We start from the raw sequence: 20,035 nt of genomic DNA on the forward strand, positions 1-20,035 counted from the left end.
TAAGATAGTTTTAAAGCGCAAGTCAATAACCTATTTTGAAGCTAGCCCGGCAAAGACAAAGAAAAAACAGCCACAGGTGTGGCTGTACAGGGTGAAGCTTCTTTTGTTAGCAGGTAGGACTGCAGTCGTTATTATCAAAGCAGCAGAAAAGCAGCAGGATGATAATGATAATAATCCAGCACCCATTGCCGCGGCCGCCGCCAAATCCGAAACCCATGAAAATTCACTCCTTTTACTGTAAGTATCTGTTGCTCTATATCCTATGATGGAGAGTGACCGGTTGCTATTCTCCAGCATTGTTTTTTTGCTGTGCCCGTTTCCATAACAATAAACAGTTTATGGCAGGAAAATGTTGAATTTTGTCTAAATATATCGAATAGGAGGAGTGCTATGCAATCGTTAATTGGTTTAAGCCTAAGGGGACAGCAAATGAAATACCGGAGTAAAGGGCGGCTGGACCGCCGGCTGGTGGCGCTGATTGTCACAGTCGTGGCGGCAGGCCTGCTGGTCAGGCAATATTTCATGTAATAGGCGCAGGGTAGCCATTTCTACTTTCTTTACATAAAATGAAGAGAGGTGAGGAGATGGCCTATTCCATTATGATCAGCCGCGCTAACCGGCAGTTGACGCTTTATCAAAACGGTAAAATCGTTCAGGTTTATCCGGTTGGCGTAGGGAAATTTTCCACGCCGACGCCAGTTGGACGGTTTCAGATTGTGAGTAAGGTGCCCAATCCGGGCGGTCCCTTTGGGGTAATGTGGATGGGTCTGAGTCAGCCACATTACGGGATTCACGGGACTAATAATCCGGCTTCCATCGGACAGCACGTATCCCATGGCTGTGTACGCATGCAAAACAGCCACGTGCTTGCCCTGGCCCGGCTGGTGTCTATCGGAACACCGGTGAGTATCCAATAATTAAGGAAGCTTTAATGGCAGGACTTAGCTATTGTCCTGTCTAATTTTTTTATATAGGTGATTACATGCGTGAACGACAGATGGTCAGTGCAACAGAACTGGCTAAAATGGGAAAATGTGAACAACAGTTGGTTTATGATGCGCAATATGGTGAGGATAAGACACTGACCGACGAATACATTCGCCGGGGAAACCAGAGTCATGAGCAATTTGCCTGTCGTCTTACGGGCGTAAGGCAAGGCTGGTTCAGGCGCTTGCTGAACTGGCTGCTGCGCCTGTTGTACGGCCGCGGGGAACGGCCGTGAGCGGTGTCTTTTGGCTGCTGCTGGGTGGTGTTGTTTATCTCTGGTACCGGCGGCGTCAGAGCAGGCTGACAGTGTACCGGCTTGAACCGTATCTGAAAATCCTGGAGCCTATTCCGCTGTGCGGCGCGCCCGATGTCGTCTGGCGGCGGCAAGGCAGCTCAACTTTGATTGTCGGCGATTATAAGAGCCGGACCAATCACCGGATTTACGAATCCGATATCATCCAATTGTCAGTCTACCGGTTTTTATTGCTGCATACCCAGGAAAAGGCTGTTGCCGATTACGGGTATATTCACTTTAGCGATGGCAGCCGCCGGCAGGTCAAACTGCTGCGGGAAAAGCAGCTCGGTAAGTTGTATGAACGGTACAGGAGGATTCTTGCCGGCAAGATCGAACCGGCGAAGGTCTGCCGGACCGAGTATTGCCGCCATTGCTCCCACCGGGCGATTTGTAACAGAAAGAATTAGGATTTACAGACAACTGGCAAGGGAAGTTTTTGCCGGAGGCAATTTTTGTCACAATCTTGCCATATATCAGGGCTATACTTAGGCCAGTAAGAACAGTTGGGAGGTAGAACAGAATGCACGGTCACATTCCTTTTTTCGGTATGGCTTTTGGCGGATTTCATTTGATTTTTGCCATCGTCTTTTTGTATTTGTTTTATAATATATCAAAATCCCTGCAGCGTATTGCCGCCGGGATGGAAAAGAAAGAGATCAAGCTGCAGCTGCTGGCAAACGATGAACTGGAACAGGCAAAAGACAAGAGCGAAGAAGTTAAGCCGTAACCGCCATTGGCCGTCAAGGCAACAAAAAAGAACCGGAGTATACCGGTTCTTTTTTGGCTTAAAGTGCTGACCACGCTCTATTCGTCAGGCAGTTTGGTGACAATGATCTTGTCGATTCGCATGCGGTCCATATCGACGATTTCAAAGGAAAGTCCTGACCATTCGAAGGTCTCGCCTGTTTTGGGCATGCTGCCCAGGTAGGAGGTGATAAAGCCGCCGAGTGTCTGATAATGATCCTTGTCCTCACCCGGCATCTCCTGGATATGAAACAGCTCTTTAAATTCTTCAATCGATAAAAGTCCGTCCAGCAGCCAGGACCGGTCATCCCGCTGCACAATTTCCGGATCATCCTCTTCTTCCTGCGGCAATTCACCGACTAAATGCTCCAGTATATCGTACAGGGTAACCAGGCCGATCATGCCGCCGAATTCATCCATAATAAAAGCAATATGCGTGCCGGATTGCTGAAACTGTTCCAGTAGTTTAAAAGCCCGCAAGCTACGGGGAACGAACAGCGGCTCCTCCGTGTGCTCCGCAATGGGCAGGGGAGACTGACCGCGGGACAGAAATAAATCTTTGATATAGACGACTCCCACCAGTTCGTCCAGACTGCCTCTGGCAACCGGCAGGCGCGAGTGATGGCTGCTAACCAGGACTTGCCAGATTTCTTCCTCCCCGTCTTCCAAATCAATCCAGTCGATTTGCGTGCGGGGAGTCATCAGGGCCGAAACCCGCATATCGCCCAGGCGGAAAACCCGGTCCACAATGTTTCTTTCCGCTTCTTCAAAGGTTCCGACAGCGGTCCCTTCGGCAAGCATGATTTTTATTTCCTCTTCGGTTACGCCGGCATCCTGTGGTTCCCGGATATTAAGCAGGTTTAGGACAAATTCGGTAGACAGGCTCAGCAACTTGACCAAAGGGGAAAATAGTTTGGAAAAAAAACGCATAGGAATGGCAATAGAGACGGCAACCGCCTCCGGTGCATTCAGCGCAATCCGTTTGGGGACTAATTCGCCAATAATCAAAGAGGTATAGGTAATCAGTGTGACGACAATAAACATGCTGACGGCGTAACTATGGGGACCGAGCACCGGCAACGGCGCAAGATAGCCGGCCAGTACCTGAGCGAAGGCGGCGCCGCCATATGCCCCGGTGACCACGCCGATGACGCTGATGCCTACCTGTACGGTAGACAGCAACTGGGTCGGTTCATTCGCCAGTTCCCAGGCGGTTCTGGCGGCCGAGCTTCCTTCCTGGGCCTGTTTTTCCAGGCGTGTCTTGCGGGAGGAAACAATGGCAATTTCGGTCATGGCAAACAGGCCATTGGCAATGATTAAGATCAGTATAATTAAAAGTTCCCAACCGATAGACGGGTCTGTTTCCAATGAAAAACCAACTCCTTTTAATATTACATTATAACAATAGTTTCTGATTTTTAAAAGTCCGGGCGGACTGCCGGTCATTTGATAAAATTCTCCTTACAGTATATAATAGCTTATTCATAGGTAGCGTGACACAGGTATATCGTCAGAAAAGGGCTTGCCAGAGGAGGCAGAGTATGAACGGTACAGAACGAAAGAATATCCGGCGGGGCTGCAAGGTGCGGATCGTACAGAAGCAGCATCAGCGGACCGGTGAGTTGACCGAAGGGATAGTAAGTGATATTTTGACCAATAGCCAGGTGCATCCCCGGGGAATTAAAGTCAGGCTGGAAACAGGGCATATTGGGAGAGTTCAGGAGGTCTTGTCCACCTAATCACCGGACAGAAAAAGAAGGATAATATCCCTTTATGAATAACTTAGTAAGTAAAGCAGTTTAAAGAACGGGGGAGTTTGATGAGGATACGATGGTGTGTTTGCGATGTGGACGGTACGCTGATGAATTCGGCGAATCATTTGACGGAAGAAACTATGCTGGCCGTACGCCAAATGCAGGAGGCCGGGGTCGAACTTATTTTATCTACCGGCCGAAGCCCGCTGTTTATTAAAGAACTGGTGGCTAAACTCAACCTGAGCGGACCGGTAATTTGCTGCAACGGTGGTCTCATCCGGCATGTGGGAACGGGGCAAACCTTGTTCAGCAAGGAAATCCGCCGGCAAACCGTGCTGGCCTTGGCGGCTGATTTTTTGGACAGCGGCGTCGACGCCCTTATGTATTCGGACGAGCATATTTATTATAACCGCGGCAGCAAACGGGCCCAGCTATATTTCCGGTTCAACCAGGAAAAAGAGCCGGAGTTCCGGGTGCCGCTGATTGAAATTACACGGGCAGAGGAATTGCCCGACCGGATTATAAAATTTTTTGTCTGGGATGTCGATGCAGCCTTGGCGGGGCGGATTACGACCGTTCACAATAAGCCGGGAGATTTGTATGTTGTACAATCGATGAAAGGCTCCCTGGACGTTATGGCCAGTGGTGTGTCCAAGGGAGAAGCGCTGCGGTTTTTGGCGCAGCAGGGACGGCTTCAGTTGGCACAGACCGCCGTGTTTGGTGATAACTATAATGATGTCAGTATGTTCGAACTGGCCGGACTGCCAATTGCGATGGCCAACGGGGAGTCTGCCGCCAAGCAGGCCGCTAAATTCGTTGCCCGCTCCAATGATGAGAACGGTGTGGCGCATGCTATCCGGCGCTATATTTTGGAACAGCCTGTTTGATAATGGAAATAGGATAGTATAGACGGCCGGCATTGCCGGCTGTGTTTATTTTGGTTGCTTCAACCCAGCAAGCCGGAACTTTTTTGGAATATAACCGGCATGACGGCCAAGGTAAACTGTTTTTTGCGATATATTGTAATTGACGAAAAAATAAATACTATATCTTGTGCTTTTTGCAGGATAATGACTGTTTAAGGCGAAACAGTCATTAAAAGTGATCTATTTGGAGAGGATTGTTATGCTAATCAAAAATGTAGTGGTGGAAAACCCTGAGCATCTGCCGGAAAAAGAAGTACAGGCCTATGTGTATGAGGAAATGGCTATTTGGCAAAAGACAGGCAAGACCTTGGGCCGCGTTGTTCTTTGCCTGGAAGGAAATGACGTGGTTATTCAGTCTTTTGAACAATCCCCGATTAAAAGAACGCGCCGGATTACCGGCTATCTCAGTACGGTGGATAAGTTCAATGATGCGAAACAGCGGGAATTGGCTGATCGCTTGCCTCATAATCAGGAACGGGAAGCAGTACTTTTGGTGTAGGAAAATACAAGGAGGGATAATCCATGTCTCAGTTGAAAGCCATCTGCCCCCATTGTGACAGTGAACTGGTCAAACAGGCTGTGACGGTGGACTTGGTTGTGTTTAAATGCGTACAGTGCAACCGCGAATTCGGTCCATTGCCGGCGGCCTGCACGCAGGCCGAGCTGGACCGGGTGTTGAATGAGTCCGACCGGTGAAAAAACGCCTGGCAAGGCGTTTTTTTTATGGCTGGAAACAGGCTTGCTAAAATTGGAGAATAACTAACAAAGCAGATAGTTATTGACGAGTTTGGTAAAAATATGTAATATGTTATAGGGATCTAAAAAAATATTGGGTAAACTTATCGAAAGGTAAGGACACAAAGCCATGGGTCTAAGGATGTATGCATCTATGATTGCCAGGTTGCCTGTTTTCTATCAAAACGGTTTAGTAGGCCAGGCGACCCCTGGCCTTTTATGTTTTTGTGAGGATTAGGTCGCATAATTCTGAGGTGGTGGCAATACGGAGGAGCGAAAGTGAACAAAGGCAAGCTGGTTTTTTTCTTACAACAAATGGGGCAGGCCAGAGGAAGATGGGTTTTCTTGTTTATGGCGGCTTATGTCGTTTTGTTTTTTACTTGGAGTGTTGGCTGGGCTGAAGCAGGAAGCCTGCGCCTGGCGGGTTGCGGTGCTTTGGTTTTCACCTGTGTGGCGGTTGCAAGCGGGCTTTTATTTCAAACCTATCGGAAGGTCAGGGAAGATTCCCTGTTTTGGCTGTTGTTGTTCCTGGGAATTAGCAGTTCAGCCGGTGGCATTCTTTTGGAAGGGTATTACCGGCTTGCATTACAGATTGATTTTCCCTTTTTGAGCTGGGATAATTTATTTTATGTGGCAAGTTCCTTTTTGACGTTGGCAGCTTATGTCTCTCTGCTCTGGCAGCGCCGGGGAGCCTGCTTTTGCTTTAAGGCACTGTTTGATATTACGCTGCTCCTGGTTGTTGTTTTTGCGGTAAGCTGGGACTATATCCGGATGTATTTTGTTTTTTCCAATGAACAGGCATTGACCAATATGCTTTTTCTGGCATATCCTGTTATGGATTTAGGCTTGCTGTTCGGAACAGCCAGATTTTATTTTCAGTTTAAACGGTTTAACCGACCTATGCTGCATTGTTTTTTGGGGAGTATCATTTTTTTCTTTATTGCCGATACGGCTTTTTTATACGGCTCTTTGCTGGAGGCTAATTCCGCCGGCACCTGGTATCACATGCTCTGGGGGTTGGCCAATCTGCTGATTGCCTTGGCAGCGTCATTCCGGCAGGGCGAGTATGCGATTGGACAGGAAGGCAGCTTGGAATATAACCCTGGCACCGTGTGGCTTTGCCTTTCCTATGGCGTTGTGGCCGGACTGTTCCTGCTGCTGCTGGTAAAGCTGGAGGAGCTTGTCAGCGTGGCTGTCGGGTTGTTCATTTGCCTGTTGCTGATCAGTGTCCGTCAGGTGTTTTCCTTTTTGGAAAATAAGCGGCTGCTTCAGTCCTTGCAGCAGAAGAACGCCGAATTGTTGACTATGGCATATACCGATCATCTGACCGCCATGCCTAACCGGTTCCGGTTTCTGGAAGATATTAAGGTAAAGCAGAAACCTTGTGTGGCGATTATCAATATTGAAAATTTCCGGGCCATTAATGAATTTTACGGCTGCCAGGCAGGCGATAAGGTATTGCGCGATGTAGCGTCCTGCATCCTGCAGGAAGCGGGCCGCTGCAGTTATGAGGTATACCGGCTGTCGGGTGATGAGTATGCCCTGTTGGCTGACGGCGTGGAGCCAAACCTGTTTAAAAGAAATATCCTGGACATGTATGACTGTATTGAACAAACCAAATTTTCAATCCATGGACAACTGCATCCTGTTTTTGTCAGCATTGGCCTGTCCTTCACTGCCGAAAGTCCGCTGGAAAAGGCGCAAATGGCCCTTCGCTATGCCCGCCAGCGTCACCTTAAGGTCCAGGTATATGGTGACGACCTGCCGGTAAAAGACAGTTATCACCATAATTTATACTGGGTGCAAGAGGTGCAGGAAGCCATTGAAGAGGACCGCATTTTGCTCTATTATCAGCCGATTCTGGAGCTTTGCACCGGCCGGGTTACCAAGTATGAGGCCTTAGTGCGCATGCTGTCCCGGCAGGGCGAGATTATTTCACCCGGCTGTTTTCTGCCGGTGATTAAAAAAACTAAAATATATCCCCGGCTAACGGAGGTTATTTTGGAAAAATGTTTTGCCTATTTTCAGGATAAGGACGTTGAGTTTTCGATTAATTTGAGCGCAGCCGATATCGCGGACAGCAAGGTAACGCAACGGATACTTCGGTTATTGGCCGGTTCAGGACTGGCCGGCCGGGTCACTTTCGAATTTGTCGAATCGGAGGAATTTGAAAACCCCGAAGAACTGCTGCGGTTTATCACTGAAGTAAAGCGATATCACGCTAAGATTGCCATCGATGATTTTGGCAGCGGCTATTCCAATTTTGCTCATATTTTTACGATGGGCGCCGATTATATCAAGGTTGACGGTTCACTGGTAAAGGAAATTGCGGATAATCCGTCGGTGCTGGCCGTGGTGGAAAGCATTGTTTATCTTGCCCGCAAACTGAACATCAAAGTCATTGCGGAATTTGTCTGCTGCGAAACCATCTACCATACGGTGAAAGATATGGGACTGGATGAAGTACAGGGTTATTTTATCGGTGAACCGAAACCGCATTTACTGTAATATAGAGGAGCAAGCCCTCAACGTAGCGAAACATACCGGATATGAGGATAAAAAAAGCTGCGGGAGTTTATAGTATGCGGGAAACGGTAAAGAAATTATTGATTACCACAGAGTTGCCTTTTGATCAATTGGAGATACTTATGCGCATCCACCTTGCCAACCGGGCAAGCTTTTCTATTACTTGGGTAAAGCGGGTTCAGGCAACTAATTTCAGCTATTACTGCTATGTGGTGGTGGAAGACGCCCGACGGGAAGATGATATTTGTGCGGCCTTGGAACTTGTTTGTGTGGAAGTGTTGCGGGCAACGAAATGTGTCTGGCAGCCTATCACCTAAAAACATCCGTTTGAAGCTGAGAAGACGGCATGGCTCCAATGTACCTGTGCGAACGTTAATGCTATAAAGCAAAAAACTCCCTGTCACAGGGAGTTTTTTGCTTTATAGGGCTGATTATTTTTCACTATAAGCCATTAATTTGGCCACTTTATTGGCAAACCCGATGGGGTCGTCCGGCAGGATTCCTTCGATGAGCAGCGCCTGGGTATAGAGCAGGTCGCAGTAGTCGGTGAAGGCTTCGGCTGAGGGATCGGCATCATATACTTTTTTCAAAGCGGCAAATACTTCGTGATGGGGGTTCAACTCCAGAATCCGGCTGGCCTTGAAAGGGGCCTTGTTCATTTCGGCCAAAATTTGTTCCATCGACAGGCTGATGCCGTTATTGTCACTGACCAGGCAAACGGCGCTTGATTTTAGACGGCTGCTGATCTTGACATCGGTAATTTTTCCGGACAGTTTTTCTTTAACCGCCTGCAGCAGCGGCTCATGTTCTTTGGAAAGGCTTTCCGCATCCTGCTTGGCTTCCGGTGATTCTAAATCATCCAGTTGCAGGTCGCCGCGGCTGATTGACTGGAATTTTTTCTCCTTAAATTCCTGCAGGGCGTCAATGGTGAATTCATCAACCCGGTCGAACAGGAAGAGCACTTCGACGCCTTTTTCCTTCAGCAATTCCATTTGCGGCAGCCGTTCTACCGAGGAGCGGTCTTTGCCGGTGGCATAGTAGATGACCTTCTGTTTTTCCGGCATCCGTCCCACATACTCGTCAAGCGAGGTGAGCCCGTCGGTGGAATGGGATGAAGGGAAGAGCAAGAGGCCTTTTAGCTTATCCCGGCTTTGATAGTCGGAATAGACGCCGATTTTCAAGGCCTGGCCAAATTCTTTCCAGAAAGACTCGTACTTGGGGCGATCCTTGGACAGCAGATTCTCCAGTGTTTTCAGTACGCTTTTTTCCAGGTTCTTGCCGATCAGTTTTAGTTGTTTGCTATGCTGCAGCAATTCCCGTGAAATATTGAGTGAGAAATCGGGCGAATCGACCAGGCCGCGGACAAAACGCAGGTAGTCCGGCAGCAGGTCCTGGCACTTTTCCATAATGAAAATATGCTTGGAATACAGCCGGATACCGCTGGTGGCATCCCGGTCATAGAGATCGAAGGGGGCCCGGGCCGGCAGGTAGAGCAGACTGGTATATTCCACCGTGCCTTCCGCTTTGGAATGAATGATTTCCAGCGGGTTTTCCCAGTCATGGAACATATCCTTATAGAAGGAGTCGTATTCTTCCCGGGTGATTTCGTTTTTATTTTTGGCCCAGAGCGGTGTCATCGAGTTTAAGATGCGGACTTCCACCGTCTGTATGGGATCGGAACCTTCGATGGGTTTGCCGTCGGCATCCTTTGGCTGTTCCTCTTTGGTAAAGTTCATTTTGATCGGATAACGGATATAGTCGGAGTATTTTTTGACCAGCGATTGCAGGGTGTATGTATGCAAGAAGTTTTCTTCGCCGGTACGGAATTCTTCCTTTAAGGTGAGAATAATAGTGGTGCCCCGTTGTTCTTTATCGCATTCTTCAATGGTATAAGTGCCGTCACCGGTGGATTCCCAGCGGATTCCCCTGGCCTCTCCGGGAGCGCGGGTTAAGAGGGTTACTTTTTCCGCGACCATAAAGGCGGAATAAAAACCAACGCCGAACTGGCCGATCAGTTCCTGATCGGGTGACGTTTCTTTTTCTTTGAGCTTGGCAAGAAAGGCTTTCGTGCCGGACTTGGCAATAGTGCCGATATTTTCAACGACTTCTTCATAGGTCATTCCCATGCCGTTATCGGAGATTGTCAGGGTGTGAGTGGTTTCATCAGGCACTAAGAAAATTTCAAAGTCCGAATTGCCTTCCAGCAATGCCGAATTGGTCAAAGACTCAAAGCGTACTTTGTCGATCGCGTCCGATGCGTTGGAAATGAGTTCGCGCAAGAAAATTTCCCGGTTGGTGTAAATAGAGTGAACCATTAAATCCAACAGTTGCTTGGTTTCGGCTTGAAACTCCCGCGTTTGTTTAGGTTTTGTTTCTTGGGTCATGATGCGAGTCTCCTTTTCGTCAGTCTTAACATGCTGTTAGCACTCAATCTGCTTGAGTGCTAACTTTGTTTATATCATAACCGGATTGCCGATGTAAATCAATTGTTTTTACGGGGTTTTTTACTTTTTTATGGGAATTTTATTGCCTGGTAATTAAAATAGCTGCTTAAATTGTGCTGTTGCTGGTTTTTTTGATACTTTGCGTTACTTAAAGCGAAGATACGCCAATGAGAATTTTATTGCCTTCAAGGAGTGCGGAAAAAAGCGCAAGCGTAGCCAGGGATTTGGTGACGGACTAACGCCAGTCAGGAATATAAGACCGGAAGCGGATAAGCGGGAGAAGGATATTTTTCTTTAGTATTGACAGTAGTAAAAATTACTTGTATATTATGGATATAAAAGTCAATATTGAGGATTGTGACTGGTTAAGCAGGCAAGACCTAGACTGGATGGATACACCAAGGTGTATTTATCTTGCTAGGTCTTTTATTTTTATCCTTTGCCTGTCGGCGGATACGCCATAGGCTGATGCGGAAATTTCGCAGTCACTAGTTATTTGATTTATAGTATACTGTAAGGAGGAATACGTCGTGTTCAAGGGCTTGTTTAAGAAGGCGCCGGTAGTGGTAAGACTGACCGCTCCGGTTAGCGGGGCTATTGTACCGCTTGGTCAACTACCCGATCCGGCTTTTCAGTTTCTGGGGAAAGGGGTGGCTATTCAACCGACGGAAGGCAGGATTACAGCGCCGGCCGCTGGTACTATATCAGCCATATTTCCTACAAAACATGCCGTCGGGTTAACTACGCCGGAAGGACTGGACATATTAATTCATATCGGTATCAACACGGTGGAACTGAACGGCGAAGGGTTTACCTGCCTGGTCCAGGCGGGGGACCGGGTGTCGGTCGGTCAGGTGTTGGTCGAATTCTCGCTTGAGTTGGTGCAGGACAGGGCCACCAGTGCCGTCACCCCGGTTATCATAACCAATCCGGAGCTGTGCAAGGCATTGACACTGTGTACGGAACCGGAAGCAAAAAGCGGCAGTACAGTGCTGCTGGAAGCGGAAATTTGACTTAGGGTTTGTTGGCAAAAATACTCGATACGCCCCTGACGGTGCTTAGGGTGCCATACTTCGTTACCATGTTTTAACATAAGGGCCGCTATTCCTGCAGCATGGTGCCTTGTTTGGCGCAAAAATCACTCGCGCCATGGGTCATTCCGTTTTTTTACAAACGTGCCCTGCGGCACCGGCACGTTAAAATCGTCTGGAGAGGCAGAAGGCAGATGAGAATTAAGAAAGTATTAAATAATAATACCTTAATTATAGACGATGACGGCGTGGAGAAAGTAGTCATGGGACTGGGAATCGGATTTCAGAAGAAAGCCAATGACCTGGTTGATCGCAGTAAAATAGAAAAAATATTTACCATGACGAACAATCAGGAGTATAAAAAATTCAAGGAAATATTGGAGACGCTGCCGGCAGAACATATTCATCTGGCGGAACAAATCATTAGTCACGCAGAGCAAACACTGCACACAGAATTAAATGAGCACATTCATGTGGCACTGACTGATCATATCTCCTTTGCTATTGAGCGAATTACGGCGGGCATGAGTATACACAACGAACTGCTGGAGCAGATCAAGGCTGTGTATCCGGAAGAATATGCCATCGGTACCTGGGCACAGCGGTTAATCAGTCAAACCATGCAACTGACCATTCCAGAGGACGAAGCCGGATTTATTGCGCTTCATGTCAGGACAGCCCGTATGGGTTGTGACGAGTTGACCGTGCCTGTCGATGTGTCTTATGCCATCCGGGATATGGTGGATATCATTGTCAGCGACTTTGATCTTACGCTGGCGGAAGAAAGTCTCCCTTATCAGCGGCTGGTCACTCATTTGCGTTTTGCTTTTCAGCGCTTGTTGAATAAGCAGCCCTTTCACGGAATGGATGATGATATTTATCAGGTGATTAAAGAAAAGTGCGGCCCCAGCTTCCAATGTGCTTTGCGGCTGCGAGCCTATGTGGAGGCGCAGTATGGGTTGACCTTCCCCGATGCGGAATGTGCTTACATTGCGCTGCATATTCATAAAGTGGCTGATTTTTAACTGAATATTTGAGGATTGTGACTGGTAAGGCAGGCAAGACCTAAGCCAGAGACCCACTGTAATTCGTGGCTCTCTGTTCTTAGGTCTTTTCTTTTTAGCAACAGACAGGAGGTGAACGGGCAGCACTGGCATTTGAGTACGAACCGTTTAGAAAAATTATAAGTATGGAGGGATTGACGATGGACGTAAAAAAAGTAGCCGAACAAATTCTCCGGGAAGTAGGCGGTAAAGAAAATATTGAAAGCGCCGCTCATTGTGCAACGCGACTGCGGCTGGTGATTAAGGATCAGAGTAAGGTGCAGGTTAGTAACATTGAAAATATTCCGGAAGTGAAGGGCAGTTTCCAAAATGCCGGGCAATTCCAGATTATTCTGGGGACAGGTGTGGTAACCCGTGTCTATGCAGCGCTGCTTGCTATCGCCGATGTCGGTCAATCGTCTACCGGTGAAGCGGCCCAGGCCGCCATGAAAAAGCTGAATCCGTGGCAAAGATTGGCAAGAGTGCTGTCCAATGTGCTGGTGCCGATTATTCCGGCCATTGTCGCCAGTGGTTTTTTGATGGGACTGCTGGGGATGCTCAGCACATTCCAATGGATTAATCCCGAATCAGGAATCATCCATATCCTCAATATGTTTTCCAACACGGCCTTCATTTTTCTTCCTGTGCTCATTGCTTTCAGCGCGGCCAGGGAATTTGGCGCTAATCCTTTTCTGGCGGCAGTTTTAGGCGGTCTGCTGATTCATCCTGATTTGCAAAATGCCTGGACCGTTGGCGGCGGCATTAAAGGCACTATTGATGTATTCGGTCTGGCTATTGCGGCAGTAGGCTATCAGGGAACCGTGCTGCCTGTGCTAATTGCCGTATGGTTTATGGCGTTTGTCGAAAAAAATATCCGAAAAGCAGTGCCTAACGCCCTGGATATTCTGTTGACGCCATTTTTGACACTGGCCATTAGCGGGTTTGTCGCTCTGGTTGCCATCGGTCCGTTTGGACGGATGCTGGGCAGCGGCATTTCCTTTGGGTTGACAGGCTTATACAGCCAGGCCGGTCCGCTTGCCGGCCTGCTATTCGGCGGCGTATATTCGGCGATTGTTATTACCGGCATTCATCACAGTTTTCATGCCATTGAAATGGAACTAATAAAGAACGTGGGCTTGAATTATTTGCTGCCGATCTGGTCGATGGCTAATGTAGCTCAAGGCGGAGCTGCCTTAGCCGTGTATTTTAAGACTACCGATGAGAAAATCAAGGCTATTGCGATTCCGGCGGCGACTTCCTGTTTACTTGGCATTACGGAAGCTGCGATTTTCGGAGTCAACATCAGGCTGGGCAAGCCGTTTGCTGCCGCTGCTGTTGGCGGGGCCCTGGGCGGCGCATATGTGGTGGCTATGAAGGTGGGGATGACGGCTGTGGGCCTTACCGGCATACCGGGTATTTCGATAGTTCAACCGGCAGCGATGATTCATTATGTCATCGGTATGTGCATTGCCTTTGGCGGCGCTTTTGCTGCCAGTTGGCTGGCAGGAGCGAAGGAGTCGGAACGGGTGCAGTCCATGTTTGGCAAGGCCCGGGCTTAGGTTGTCCTACGACGGCAGGACAAAGCAGCAGGCGAGAATAATACTATACATCAGGCATTGAATGATCTGTACGGAGGGAGGAAGCTACTATGAATAAAACCGGATTGGCCGGTGAAATTCTGAGCCGGATAGGCGGTGCAGGCAATGTGATCGATATAGAATATTGCGCAACAAGGCTGCGCCTCACCCTGCGGGACGACGGCAAGGCCGAGCTGGCCAGCCTGAGAGGATTGGATAAAGTGGTGGCAGCGGTTTTCCGTTCCGGACAGCTTCAGATCATTCTGGGTACAGGCGTTGTGCTGGACGTGTATCATGAAATGCAGCACCAGTTGTCATTGGGAAATCAGGCAGACCAGGCTGCCGATATTCGACCGGTTGGCCTGCCTGGGTACATGAAGCGGCTTGCCAATGTGTTTTTGCCGTTAATTCCCGTATTGGTAGGCAGCGGCATGCTGATGGGAATTAACTCCCTGCTGCAACGGCTTGGTGTAGTCAGTGTAGATAATCAGGTTTCGCAATTATTACAGCTTTTTGCCAGTTCGGTCTTTGTATTTTTACCTGTGCTGGTTGGTGTGACCGCGGCGCGGGAGTTTGGCGGGACACCGCTCTTGGGCGGTGCGGCGGCAGGGTTGTTAATGCACTCGTCGCTTGAACAACTGCATTCTTTAGCAGTCGGTGGGATTTCACCGTCGCTGCAGCGCGGCGCCGGCGGCGTGATAGCGGCTCTTTTGGTGGTTTGGTTTATGAGTCTTGTGGAAGGAATCCTCCGCCGCAAGGTCCCCCAGGCATTGGCGTTGATATTGACGCCAATGCTGACACTGGTTGTCACCGGTTTTGCCACGATTTTCATTTTACAGCCCTTGGGGGCGGCGATATCGGACAGTGTGATCAGCGTGGTTCTGTTTGCCATACATCAGGGCGGTTTTTTTACAGGTATGATGCTGGGGGCGGTATATTCCACCATTGTTACCACGGGAATGCACCAGGGACTTAATCCGCTTTATCTGGATATGCTGTCCAAGACAGGGGTTAATATGCTGCTGCCCATATTTGCCATGGCAGACACGGCACAGGCCGGCGCTGCCTTGGCTGTGTATTTTAAAACCGCTGACCGCCAGCTAAAACGGGTGATTGTCAACGCTCTTCCCGTATGCCTGTTAGGTATTACCGAACCTATCATGTTTGCCGTAAATCTTCCGTTAGTAAGGCCGTTTGCGGCTGCCGCTATTGGCGGCGCCTTAGGGGGCGGCTTCATTGCCATGATGCAGGTGAAGGCCATTAGTCTGGGCTTGTCGGCCCTGTCGCTACTGGCGATCATTCAGGAGGGTGATGTACTTTTATATGCTGCCGGCTTTATGATCGCTTTTGTCAGTGCGTTTAGTGCCGCCTGGATTTTAGGGATTCCCGATGGCCAAGCTGATCGGGAAAGAAAATTTTTGTCAGGGAAAGAGGATTCGTGAAGATGAATAAAACATATGCCCCTTGCGGGTATTTCTTATGGGATTTTTGGCTTTTTGCCGAAGCCGGCAAGTATCATCTGTACCATTTGCAGGCTCCCCTAAAACAGGATGCCCATTCGCGGCATAGCGCGGCCAGCGTCGGTTATGCCGTATCGGAAAACCTGAGGGATTGGCAGCCCCGGGGAACCGTGCTGGAGGCCAGTGAAAATCCGGCTGATTGGGACAGCGTGTCCATTTGGACCGGGTGCACAATAAAAAAAGACGGCCGTTACTATATGTTTTACACCTCCCGCTGCCGTCAGGAAGTATTGGAAAACGGGTATATGGGTCATACGCAGCGCATCGGGGTGGCTTGGTCAGAGGATTTGAAGCTGTGGCATAAGTATGAGTATAATCCGGTCTTGTCGGTCGGCGGCAGCGAGTATTATGAAAATCAGGCGGAGGCCTACAATCGCCACGAAGGCTGCCGGGACCCCTTTGTTATTTTAGACGAAACGGGCGGCACCTACTATATGTTTTTTACGGCAAGGGACAAGCGGGGTGAACCGCGCAGCCGTGGCTGCATCGGCCGGGCCAGGTCAAAGGATTTACTGAATTGGGAGCTGCTCCCGCCGGCCGCTTCCCCTCATACTTTTGTCGATATGGAGGTCCCCACGCTGCACCGGCACCAGGGTAAATGGTATTTATTGTTTGCCGTGAAAAAAGATTGGTACAGTCCGGCCCATCAGCAGGCTATTTTACCTGCAAAGCCGCAGACCGGTGAACTCTACCTCGTTGCCGACCGTCTGGACGGTCAGTTTGAGCCAATGGCTACGGACAATGTGATTAGTGGGACGGCGGATGGACTTTATACGGGACGGATTGTAAAAGACACGAAGGAACAAGATGTGTTCTTAGCCTGGGGCGTTGGTCCCGATGAAGGCTTTGCCGCGACCGAGGCTTCATACCGTCTGTCGCTTCCCAGACGGGTTCTATACGATGAACAAGGCAAAATGATGTTGGAAAAGTAGTCGGGTAGTTGGGGTGCTGCCGCTATGGATAACAAGGAGATTTCGCTGGTACTGCCGGCAAATTTTCCTTGTTTTTTAGTTCGGCAGACAGGATGCGGGACTGTGACAGAAGGACTATAGCCGAATTGGTCGAATAGGAGAGTGAAATATTTTATTTGTATGAGAAAGGATTAGTATGAATCAGAAAAAATTAATGAAGGCGGCGGTGATTGCCGCCATTTATGTAGTACTTTCGGTGGTATTTCAGCCTATTTCCTATGGTGTCATCCAATTCCGGATTGCCGAGGCGCTTACCGTGCTACCTATTTTGTATGGGGAAGCGGTGTGGGGGCTGTTTGTCGGCTGCCTGCTGGCTAATATGATTGGCGGCGCCGGAGTCATGGATGTGGTCTTTGGCAGTCTGGCCACACTGGCAGCAGCCTGGCTGACACGGCGCTTTAAAGAAAGCAAGGCCGCCTATATCTTCCCGGTGATCATTAATGCCGTCGTGGTCGGTGCTTATTTGGCTTATCTGTTTGACATGCCTTATTGGTCGGTGTTTGGCTCTGTCTTTATCGGTGAGGCCGTGGTCATTGGAACACTGGGGGTAATTTTGATTAAAGCCGCCCAAAGGATTCAGTAATTTGCCGTTGATGAATCGAGCTAGTTAGACTATAGTTGAATAAATGAAAAATATTTGCTATATTTGTGCAGTAAATGGATAGCATCGGCTGGCAAGAGCTAGCGGAATTGGGCAAACTTGTCAAAAATACAGGGAACCAAAGCCAGGGGTCTAAAACATTTTTGTTATGAAAGCCGGGTTGCAAAGTACGAAAGCTTTGTAATCCGGCTTTTTTTGTCTGTTGCAGTAAATGTTTGTCAATGGAAGAATAAAAATCCTGTTGACATAAATCGGAACACTTGTTAGAATGACTAATGTATTTATCTTGAATAAATGGGCTTTCATAGGAATTTAACCTGTTTAATACATATTGATAATGGTATATATATAGCGGGCAAACTTGTCGAAAGGCGGGGACGCAAAGCTCAGGGTCTAAAACATTTTTGTTATGACAGCCGGGTTGCAAAGTGTCAAGAACTTTGTAATTCGGTTGTTTTTTGTTTTTGAAGGTGCATTTTGCCGGTGCCAGGTGGGCGGGATGGGAAACACGCACTTCGATCGTGAAAGCGAAAGATAAAAGCTATTGTTAGGGGAGTGTACATGAGGATCAAGCAAGTATTGGCATTACTTACTTTAGTGTTTTTTTTGGGAAGTGCGGTGTGTTATACATCTGTTATGGCAAAAGAGGAACCGCTACCGGACACGCTTGGGCAATCAACTGAAATGTCCTACCAGAACCGGGATGCGGCACGGGAATATGCGGTTACTTTAGCAAGGGGCGGAGAGTATCGGCCGGCTTTGGCGATACTGGAAAATTTAATGGTTGACCATGAGACGGAAGCGGATATTGTATTCGATTATACCGTCGTTGCAGTTTGGGCCGGAGAATATACAAAAGCGGTTCAGTTGTATGAGGAACGAATAAAGTCGTTCCCGGCCGTACCTGATTATGTGAGAATCAACGTGGCTCAGGCGTATTTCAAGACCGGCCATTTTAACGACGCCTGGCAGCTATATCATCAATCGGCTATGACAGGAAATAGGAAGGCTCGGTTGTGGGAAGCGGAAAGTCTGGTACATACGGGGAGTTTTGATGAAGCGGAGCGTATTTATTCGATCCTGCTGGAAGAACAACCTGACAACTTAGCTGCTTACAGTGGCAAGGCTAATATATTACTGGCACGCGGTGATGCAGACGGGGCGGCTAAGTTAATAGAAACTGCCCTAGCTTCTGTCGATGGATGGAATGACCCGGCATTAAAAGCTTCTCTGCTAACGTTGCGTGGCGAGATGGCGGCTCAATTTATTAGACATGATGCGTACCGGCAGGCTATTGTACTGTTACGGCCTACAATCCGTGATAAAAGTGCGACGGTTCAGATGCAATGTGACTACGTGCTGGCATTGTTTTTGTACGGTGATTATACAACTGCAGTTAAAGAAGGGACGCAGCTATGGCCCAATTACCGGGAGATTCCTGCCTATGGACGGCGCGCGCTGGCGGACTCTTATTTGCGGCTCTATCTGCCCCAACAGGCCATAGGTATTTATTGCAGCATTTTAGAGCAGGGGGAAAGCTTACCCAGCGATAGGCACAGCCTGGCTTATGCGTACATGCTGACAGGCTCTAAGGAAAAACAGGCGATGGTATTGTATCGGGAACTTATCAATATGGCTGCAGAACAGGCTATGGTCATTACCGGGGATGCCGATTCATTTTTTGCAATGGGACGGTACGAGGCGGGGAAAAAGCTGTACCAGGCCATAATCCATACCTATCCCGATTATGCGGCGTTTCGCCAGCAGTTTGCTGCGGTACTTTATCGCCAGGGGCTGATCAGAGAAGCTTACGAACAATATCTGTCGTTGGCTGCTTTGCCGGGGACACAACCTGCCGCCAATAGCGGGATTGTTAATACGGCTGTGCCGGGAGGCGATTATTATTCTGCCAGGCAGGCCGTGACAGGTTTGGACAGGTATAGTGCGAATCCAATGACGGCTCAGGCGCTGAGGACCTTTGAAGAACGCTGGCAGGGCAGCCTGGCTGTTAACGCTACCGGCAGCAGAGATTATAAAGGAAATAAGGATCATCGCCTACAATTGACCGGCGAACAGCGGGTGACAGACCGGGTGGACATATTGGCAGGAATCGGCAGTACATGGATTTCTGACGGCCAGGGAGAAACCGTATTAAGAACAAACTCTGTTGGCGGACGATACACCGACATGAAACATATGGTACAGTTGTGGCTGGATCAGGGTCGTACTCACGGCAGGCTGGATGGGTATCACCTGACCACGAGTCGCTATTTTGGTGAACAAAGCAGAGTTGATTTTAGTATAAACCGCACACCGGTAATGGATGCAGAGGCACTGCCCAGTCATATGATGGCGACAGAGTATCAACTGGCGTATAACCGGCAAATTGGACTTAAAGACAATCTGTCTGTCATGATGGCAGCCGCAAATTATTCGGACCGCAACCGGCGGCACGATATAAACCTGGACTGGGACCATGTGATGGTTGATACCGGAGCAAAACAACTGTCTTGGTTTGGTTATGCCGACAGAACAGGCTTTAAAAAACAGATGATTGATGGGGTGGAGCCGGTTTACGAAAGTCCCCGTTGCCGGGAAGCCTATGGTCTTGGCCTTCGTCAGCGCTGGAATTTTACCAAGCATTATTGGGAAACTTCCTTTGAGATAGGAGTAGGGCGTGATCGGCCGGAGCCGATGGATACCAGTACTTCGCTTCGGACCGAGTATGGTTATCATATTTCCCGTAATCAGGCACTTACTGTTAGTGTAGAATATGGATTGCGTACCGGTTATTCAACCGGTACAGGCGGAAAACCGCAGTTTTCTGACCGCCAATACAATGTGAGCTACCAGCTTTCCTGGTAGGCAGGGGGAGTTATGG

The 20,035-nt window shown here is 48.8% G+C and carries 20 protein-coding genes and 3 riboswitches; of the genes, 18 read left to right on the forward strand and 2 right to left on the reverse strand.

Annotated elements, in window-relative coordinates; translation table 11 throughout:
- Window positions 1-390 precede the first annotated feature (390 nt).
- The 5 genes from F3H20_RS19875 (at window position 391) to F3H20_RS08090 (ending at window position 2,009) form a co-directional block, all read left to right on the forward strand.
- Window positions 391-528: a hypothetical protein gene (locus F3H20_RS19875; RefSeq protein ID WP_188128244.1), complete on the forward strand. Its 138-nt coding sequence runs from the start codon at window positions 391-393 to the stop codon at window positions 526-528.
- Window positions 529-584: 56 nt separating this feature from the next.
- Window positions 585-917 carry a L,D-transpeptidase gene (locus F3H20_RS08075; protein ID WP_149734426.1) on the forward strand — a complete coding sequence of 111 codons (333 nt, stop codon included), beginning with the start codon at window positions 585-587 and terminating at the stop codon, window positions 915-917.
- Window positions 918-982: 65 nt separating this feature from the next.
- Window positions 983-1,222, forward strand: a complete 240-nt coding sequence (locus F3H20_RS08080) for a hypothetical protein (RefSeq protein WP_149734427.1) — start codon at window positions 983-985, stop codon at window positions 1,220-1,222.
- A complete protein-coding gene (locus F3H20_RS08085) occupies window positions 1,219-1,689 on the forward strand; it encodes a PD-(D/E)XK nuclease family protein (protein ID WP_188128245.1) in 471 nt (156 codons plus the stop codon). The genes F3H20_RS08080 and F3H20_RS08085 overlap by 4 nt, the downstream gene beginning before the upstream one ends.
- Before the next feature lie 113 nt (window positions 1,690-1,802).
- Window positions 1,803-2,009, forward strand: coding sequence for a hypothetical protein (locus tag F3H20_RS08090; protein ID WP_149734429.1), 207 nt, complete (start codon window positions 1,803-1,805; stop codon window positions 2,007-2,009).
- Between the two features lie 77 nt (window positions 2,010-2,086).
- On the opposite strand, the gene F3H20_RS08095 is transcribed toward F3H20_RS08090, so the two are convergent.
- Complete coding sequence (locus tag F3H20_RS08095) at window positions 2,087-3,472, reverse strand: hemolysin family protein (RefSeq protein WP_149734430.1); 1,386 nt, start codon at window positions 3,470-3,472, stop codon at window positions 2,087-2,089.
- Window positions 3,473-3,567: 95 nt separating this feature from the next.
- Here F3H20_RS08095 and F3H20_RS08100 point away from each other — a divergent pair, with 95 nt between their 5' ends.
- The 6 genes from F3H20_RS08100 (at window position 3,568) to F3H20_RS08120 (ending at window position 8,284) form a co-directional block, all read left to right on the forward strand.
- Window positions 3,568-3,765 carry a YwbE family protein gene (locus tag F3H20_RS08100; RefSeq protein WP_149734431.1) on the forward strand — a complete coding sequence of 66 codons (198 nt, stop codon included), beginning with the start codon at window positions 3,568-3,570 and terminating at the stop codon, window positions 3,763-3,765.
- 80 nt (window positions 3,766-3,845) lie between these two features.
- A complete protein-coding gene (locus F3H20_RS08105) occupies window positions 3,846-4,667 on the forward strand; it encodes an HAD family hydrolase (RefSeq protein ID WP_149734432.1) in 822 nt (273 codons plus the stop codon).
- Between the two features lie 238 nt (window positions 4,668-4,905).
- Complete coding sequence (gene nrdD / locus F3H20_RS08110) at window positions 4,906-5,205, forward strand: anaerobic ribonucleoside-triphosphate reductase (protein ID WP_149734433.1); 300 nt, start codon at window positions 4,906-4,908, stop codon at window positions 5,203-5,205.
- 23 nt (window positions 5,206-5,228) lie between these two features.
- Window positions 5,229-5,402, forward strand: a complete 174-nt coding sequence (locus F3H20_RS19880) for a hypothetical protein (RefSeq protein WP_188128246.1) — start codon at window positions 5,229-5,231, stop codon at window positions 5,400-5,402.
- Between the two features lie 126 nt (window positions 5,403-5,528).
- Window positions 5,529-5,615, forward strand: a riboswitch (cyclic di-GMP riboswitch).
- Between the two features lie 105 nt (window positions 5,616-5,720).
- Entirely contained in the window at window positions 5,721-7,949 is a 2,229-nt protein-coding gene (locus F3H20_RS08115) for a bifunctional diguanylate cyclase/phosphodiesterase (protein WP_149734434.1), read from the forward strand.
- Window positions 7,950-8,023: 74 nt separating this feature from the next.
- Complete coding sequence (locus F3H20_RS08120) at window positions 8,024-8,284, forward strand: hypothetical protein (protein ID WP_149734435.1); 261 nt, start codon at window positions 8,024-8,026, stop codon at window positions 8,282-8,284.
- 114 nt (window positions 8,285-8,398) lie between these two features.
- Here the strand turns inward: F3H20_RS08120 and htpG are convergent, their stop codons facing one another.
- Window positions 8,399-10,351: a molecular chaperone HtpG gene (gene htpG, locus F3H20_RS08125; RefSeq protein ID WP_149734436.1), complete on the reverse strand. Its 1,953-nt coding sequence runs from the start codon at window positions 10,349-10,351 to the stop codon at window positions 8,399-8,401.
- A 590-nt stretch (window positions 10,352-10,941) separates the two neighbouring features.
- Between htpG and F3H20_RS08130 the strand changes: the two genes are divergently transcribed.
- From F3H20_RS08130 to F3H20_RS08160, 7 genes are all read left to right on the forward strand, one after another.
- Window positions 10,942-11,424 (forward strand): PTS sugar transporter subunit IIA, encoded by a 483-nt coding sequence (locus tag F3H20_RS08130; RefSeq protein WP_188128247.1) that lies wholly within the window; start codon window positions 10,942-10,944, stop codon window positions 11,422-11,424.
- 212 nt (window positions 11,425-11,636) lie between these two features.
- Entirely contained in the window at window positions 11,637-12,467 is an 831-nt protein-coding gene (locus tag F3H20_RS08135; protein ID WP_149734438.1) for a PRD domain-containing protein, read from the forward strand.
- Between the two features lie 179 nt (window positions 12,468-12,646).
- Complete coding sequence (locus tag F3H20_RS08140; protein ID WP_149734439.1) at window positions 12,647-14,044, forward strand: sucrose-specific PTS transporter subunit IIBC; 1,398 nt, start codon at window positions 12,647-12,649, stop codon at window positions 14,042-14,044.
- Window positions 14,045-14,133: 89 nt separating this feature from the next.
- The gene (locus F3H20_RS08145) at window positions 14,134-15,504 is read left to right on the forward strand and encodes a PTS transporter subunit EIIC (protein ID WP_149734469.1); all 1,371 of its coding nucleotides are present in this window, start codon (window positions 14,134-14,136) and stop codon (window positions 15,502-15,504) included.
- A 2-nt stretch (window positions 15,505-15,506) separates the two neighbouring features.
- On the forward strand, window positions 15,507-16,514 hold the full coding sequence (locus tag F3H20_RS08150) for a glycoside hydrolase family 68 protein (RefSeq protein ID WP_149734440.1): 1,008 nt from the start codon (window positions 15,507-15,509) through the stop codon (window positions 16,512-16,514).
- Window positions 16,515-16,689: 175 nt separating this feature from the next.
- Complete coding sequence (locus F3H20_RS08155) at window positions 16,690-17,136, forward strand: QueT transporter family protein (protein ID WP_149734441.1); 447 nt, start codon at window positions 16,690-16,692, stop codon at window positions 17,134-17,136.
- Between the two features lie 100 nt (window positions 17,137-17,236).
- Window positions 17,237-17,322: riboswitch (cyclic di-GMP riboswitch) on the forward strand.
- 176 nt (window positions 17,323-17,498) lie between these two features.
- Window positions 17,499-17,583: riboswitch (cyclic di-GMP riboswitch) on the forward strand.
- Between the two features lie 132 nt (window positions 17,584-17,715).
- Window positions 17,716-20,019 (forward strand): tetratricopeptide repeat protein, encoded by a 2,304-nt coding sequence (locus tag F3H20_RS08160; protein ID WP_149734442.1) that lies wholly within the window; start codon window positions 17,716-17,718, stop codon window positions 20,017-20,019.
- Window positions 20,020-20,035 lie beyond the last annotated feature (16 nt).

Origin of the sequence: Propionispora hippei DSM 15287, assembly GCF_900141835.1 — a bacterium.
Lineage (GTDB): Bacteria > Bacillota > Negativicutes > Propionisporales > Propionisporaceae > Propionispora > Propionispora hippei.

What these genes read in the sequence shown, in the direction of transcription:
- nrdD (WP_149734433.1), top strand. Translation starts at nt 4,906, where the DNA reads ATGCTAATCAAAAATGTAGTGGTGGAAAACCCTGAGCATCTGCCGGAA.
- F3H20_RS08095 (WP_149734430.1), bottom strand. Translation starts at nt 3,472, where the DNA reads ATGACCGGCAGTCCGCCCGGACTTTTAAAAATCAGAAACTATTGTTAT.
- F3H20_RS08075 (WP_149734426.1), top strand. Translation starts at nt 585, where the DNA reads ATGGCCTATTCCATTATGATCAGCCGCGCTAACCGGCAGTTGACGCTT.
- F3H20_RS19880 (WP_188128246.1), top strand. Translation starts at nt 5,229, where the DNA reads ATGTCTCAGTTGAAAGCCATCTGCCCCCATTGTGACAGTGAACTGGTC.
- F3H20_RS08100 (WP_149734431.1), top strand. Translation starts at nt 3,568, where the DNA reads ATGAACGGTACAGAACGAAAGAATATCCGGCGGGGCTGCAAGGTGCGG.
- F3H20_RS08160 (WP_149734442.1), top strand. Translation starts at nt 17,716, where the DNA reads ATGAGGATCAAGCAAGTATTGGCATTACTTACTTTAGTGTTTTTTTTG.
- F3H20_RS08140 (WP_149734439.1), top strand. Translation starts at nt 12,647, where the DNA reads ATGGACGTAAAAAAAGTAGCCGAACAAATTCTCCGGGAAGTAGGCGGT.
- htpG (WP_149734436.1), bottom strand. Translation starts at nt 10,351, where the DNA reads ATGACCCAAGAAACAAAACCTAAACAAACGCGGGAGTTTCAAGCCGAA.
- F3H20_RS08145 (WP_149734469.1), top strand. Translation starts at nt 14,134, where the DNA reads ATGAATAAAACCGGATTGGCCGGTGAAATTCTGAGCCGGATAGGCGGT.
- F3H20_RS08105 (WP_149734432.1), top strand. Translation starts at nt 3,846, where the DNA reads ATGAGGATACGATGGTGTGTTTGCGATGTGGACGGTACGCTGATGAAT.
- F3H20_RS08120 (WP_149734435.1), top strand. Translation starts at nt 8,024, where the DNA reads ATGCGGGAAACGGTAAAGAAATTATTGATTACCACAGAGTTGCCTTTT.
- F3H20_RS08080 (WP_149734427.1), top strand. Translation starts at nt 983, where the DNA reads ATGCGTGAACGACAGATGGTCAGTGCAACAGAACTGGCTAAAATGGGA.
- F3H20_RS19875 (WP_188128244.1), top strand. Translation starts at nt 391, where the DNA reads ATGCAATCGTTAATTGGTTTAAGCCTAAGGGGACAGCAAATGAAATAC.
- F3H20_RS08135 (WP_149734438.1), top strand. Translation starts at nt 11,637, where the DNA reads ATGAGAATTAAGAAAGTATTAAATAATAATACCTTAATTATAGACGAT.
- F3H20_RS08150 (WP_149734440.1), top strand. Translation starts at nt 15,507, where the DNA reads ATGAATAAAACATATGCCCCTTGCGGGTATTTCTTATGGGATTTTTGG.
- F3H20_RS08090 (WP_149734429.1), top strand. Translation starts at nt 1,803, where the DNA reads ATGCACGGTCACATTCCTTTTTTCGGTATGGCTTTTGGCGGATTTCAT.
- F3H20_RS08155 (WP_149734441.1), top strand. Translation starts at nt 16,690, where the DNA reads ATGAATCAGAAAAAATTAATGAAGGCGGCGGTGATTGCCGCCATTTAT.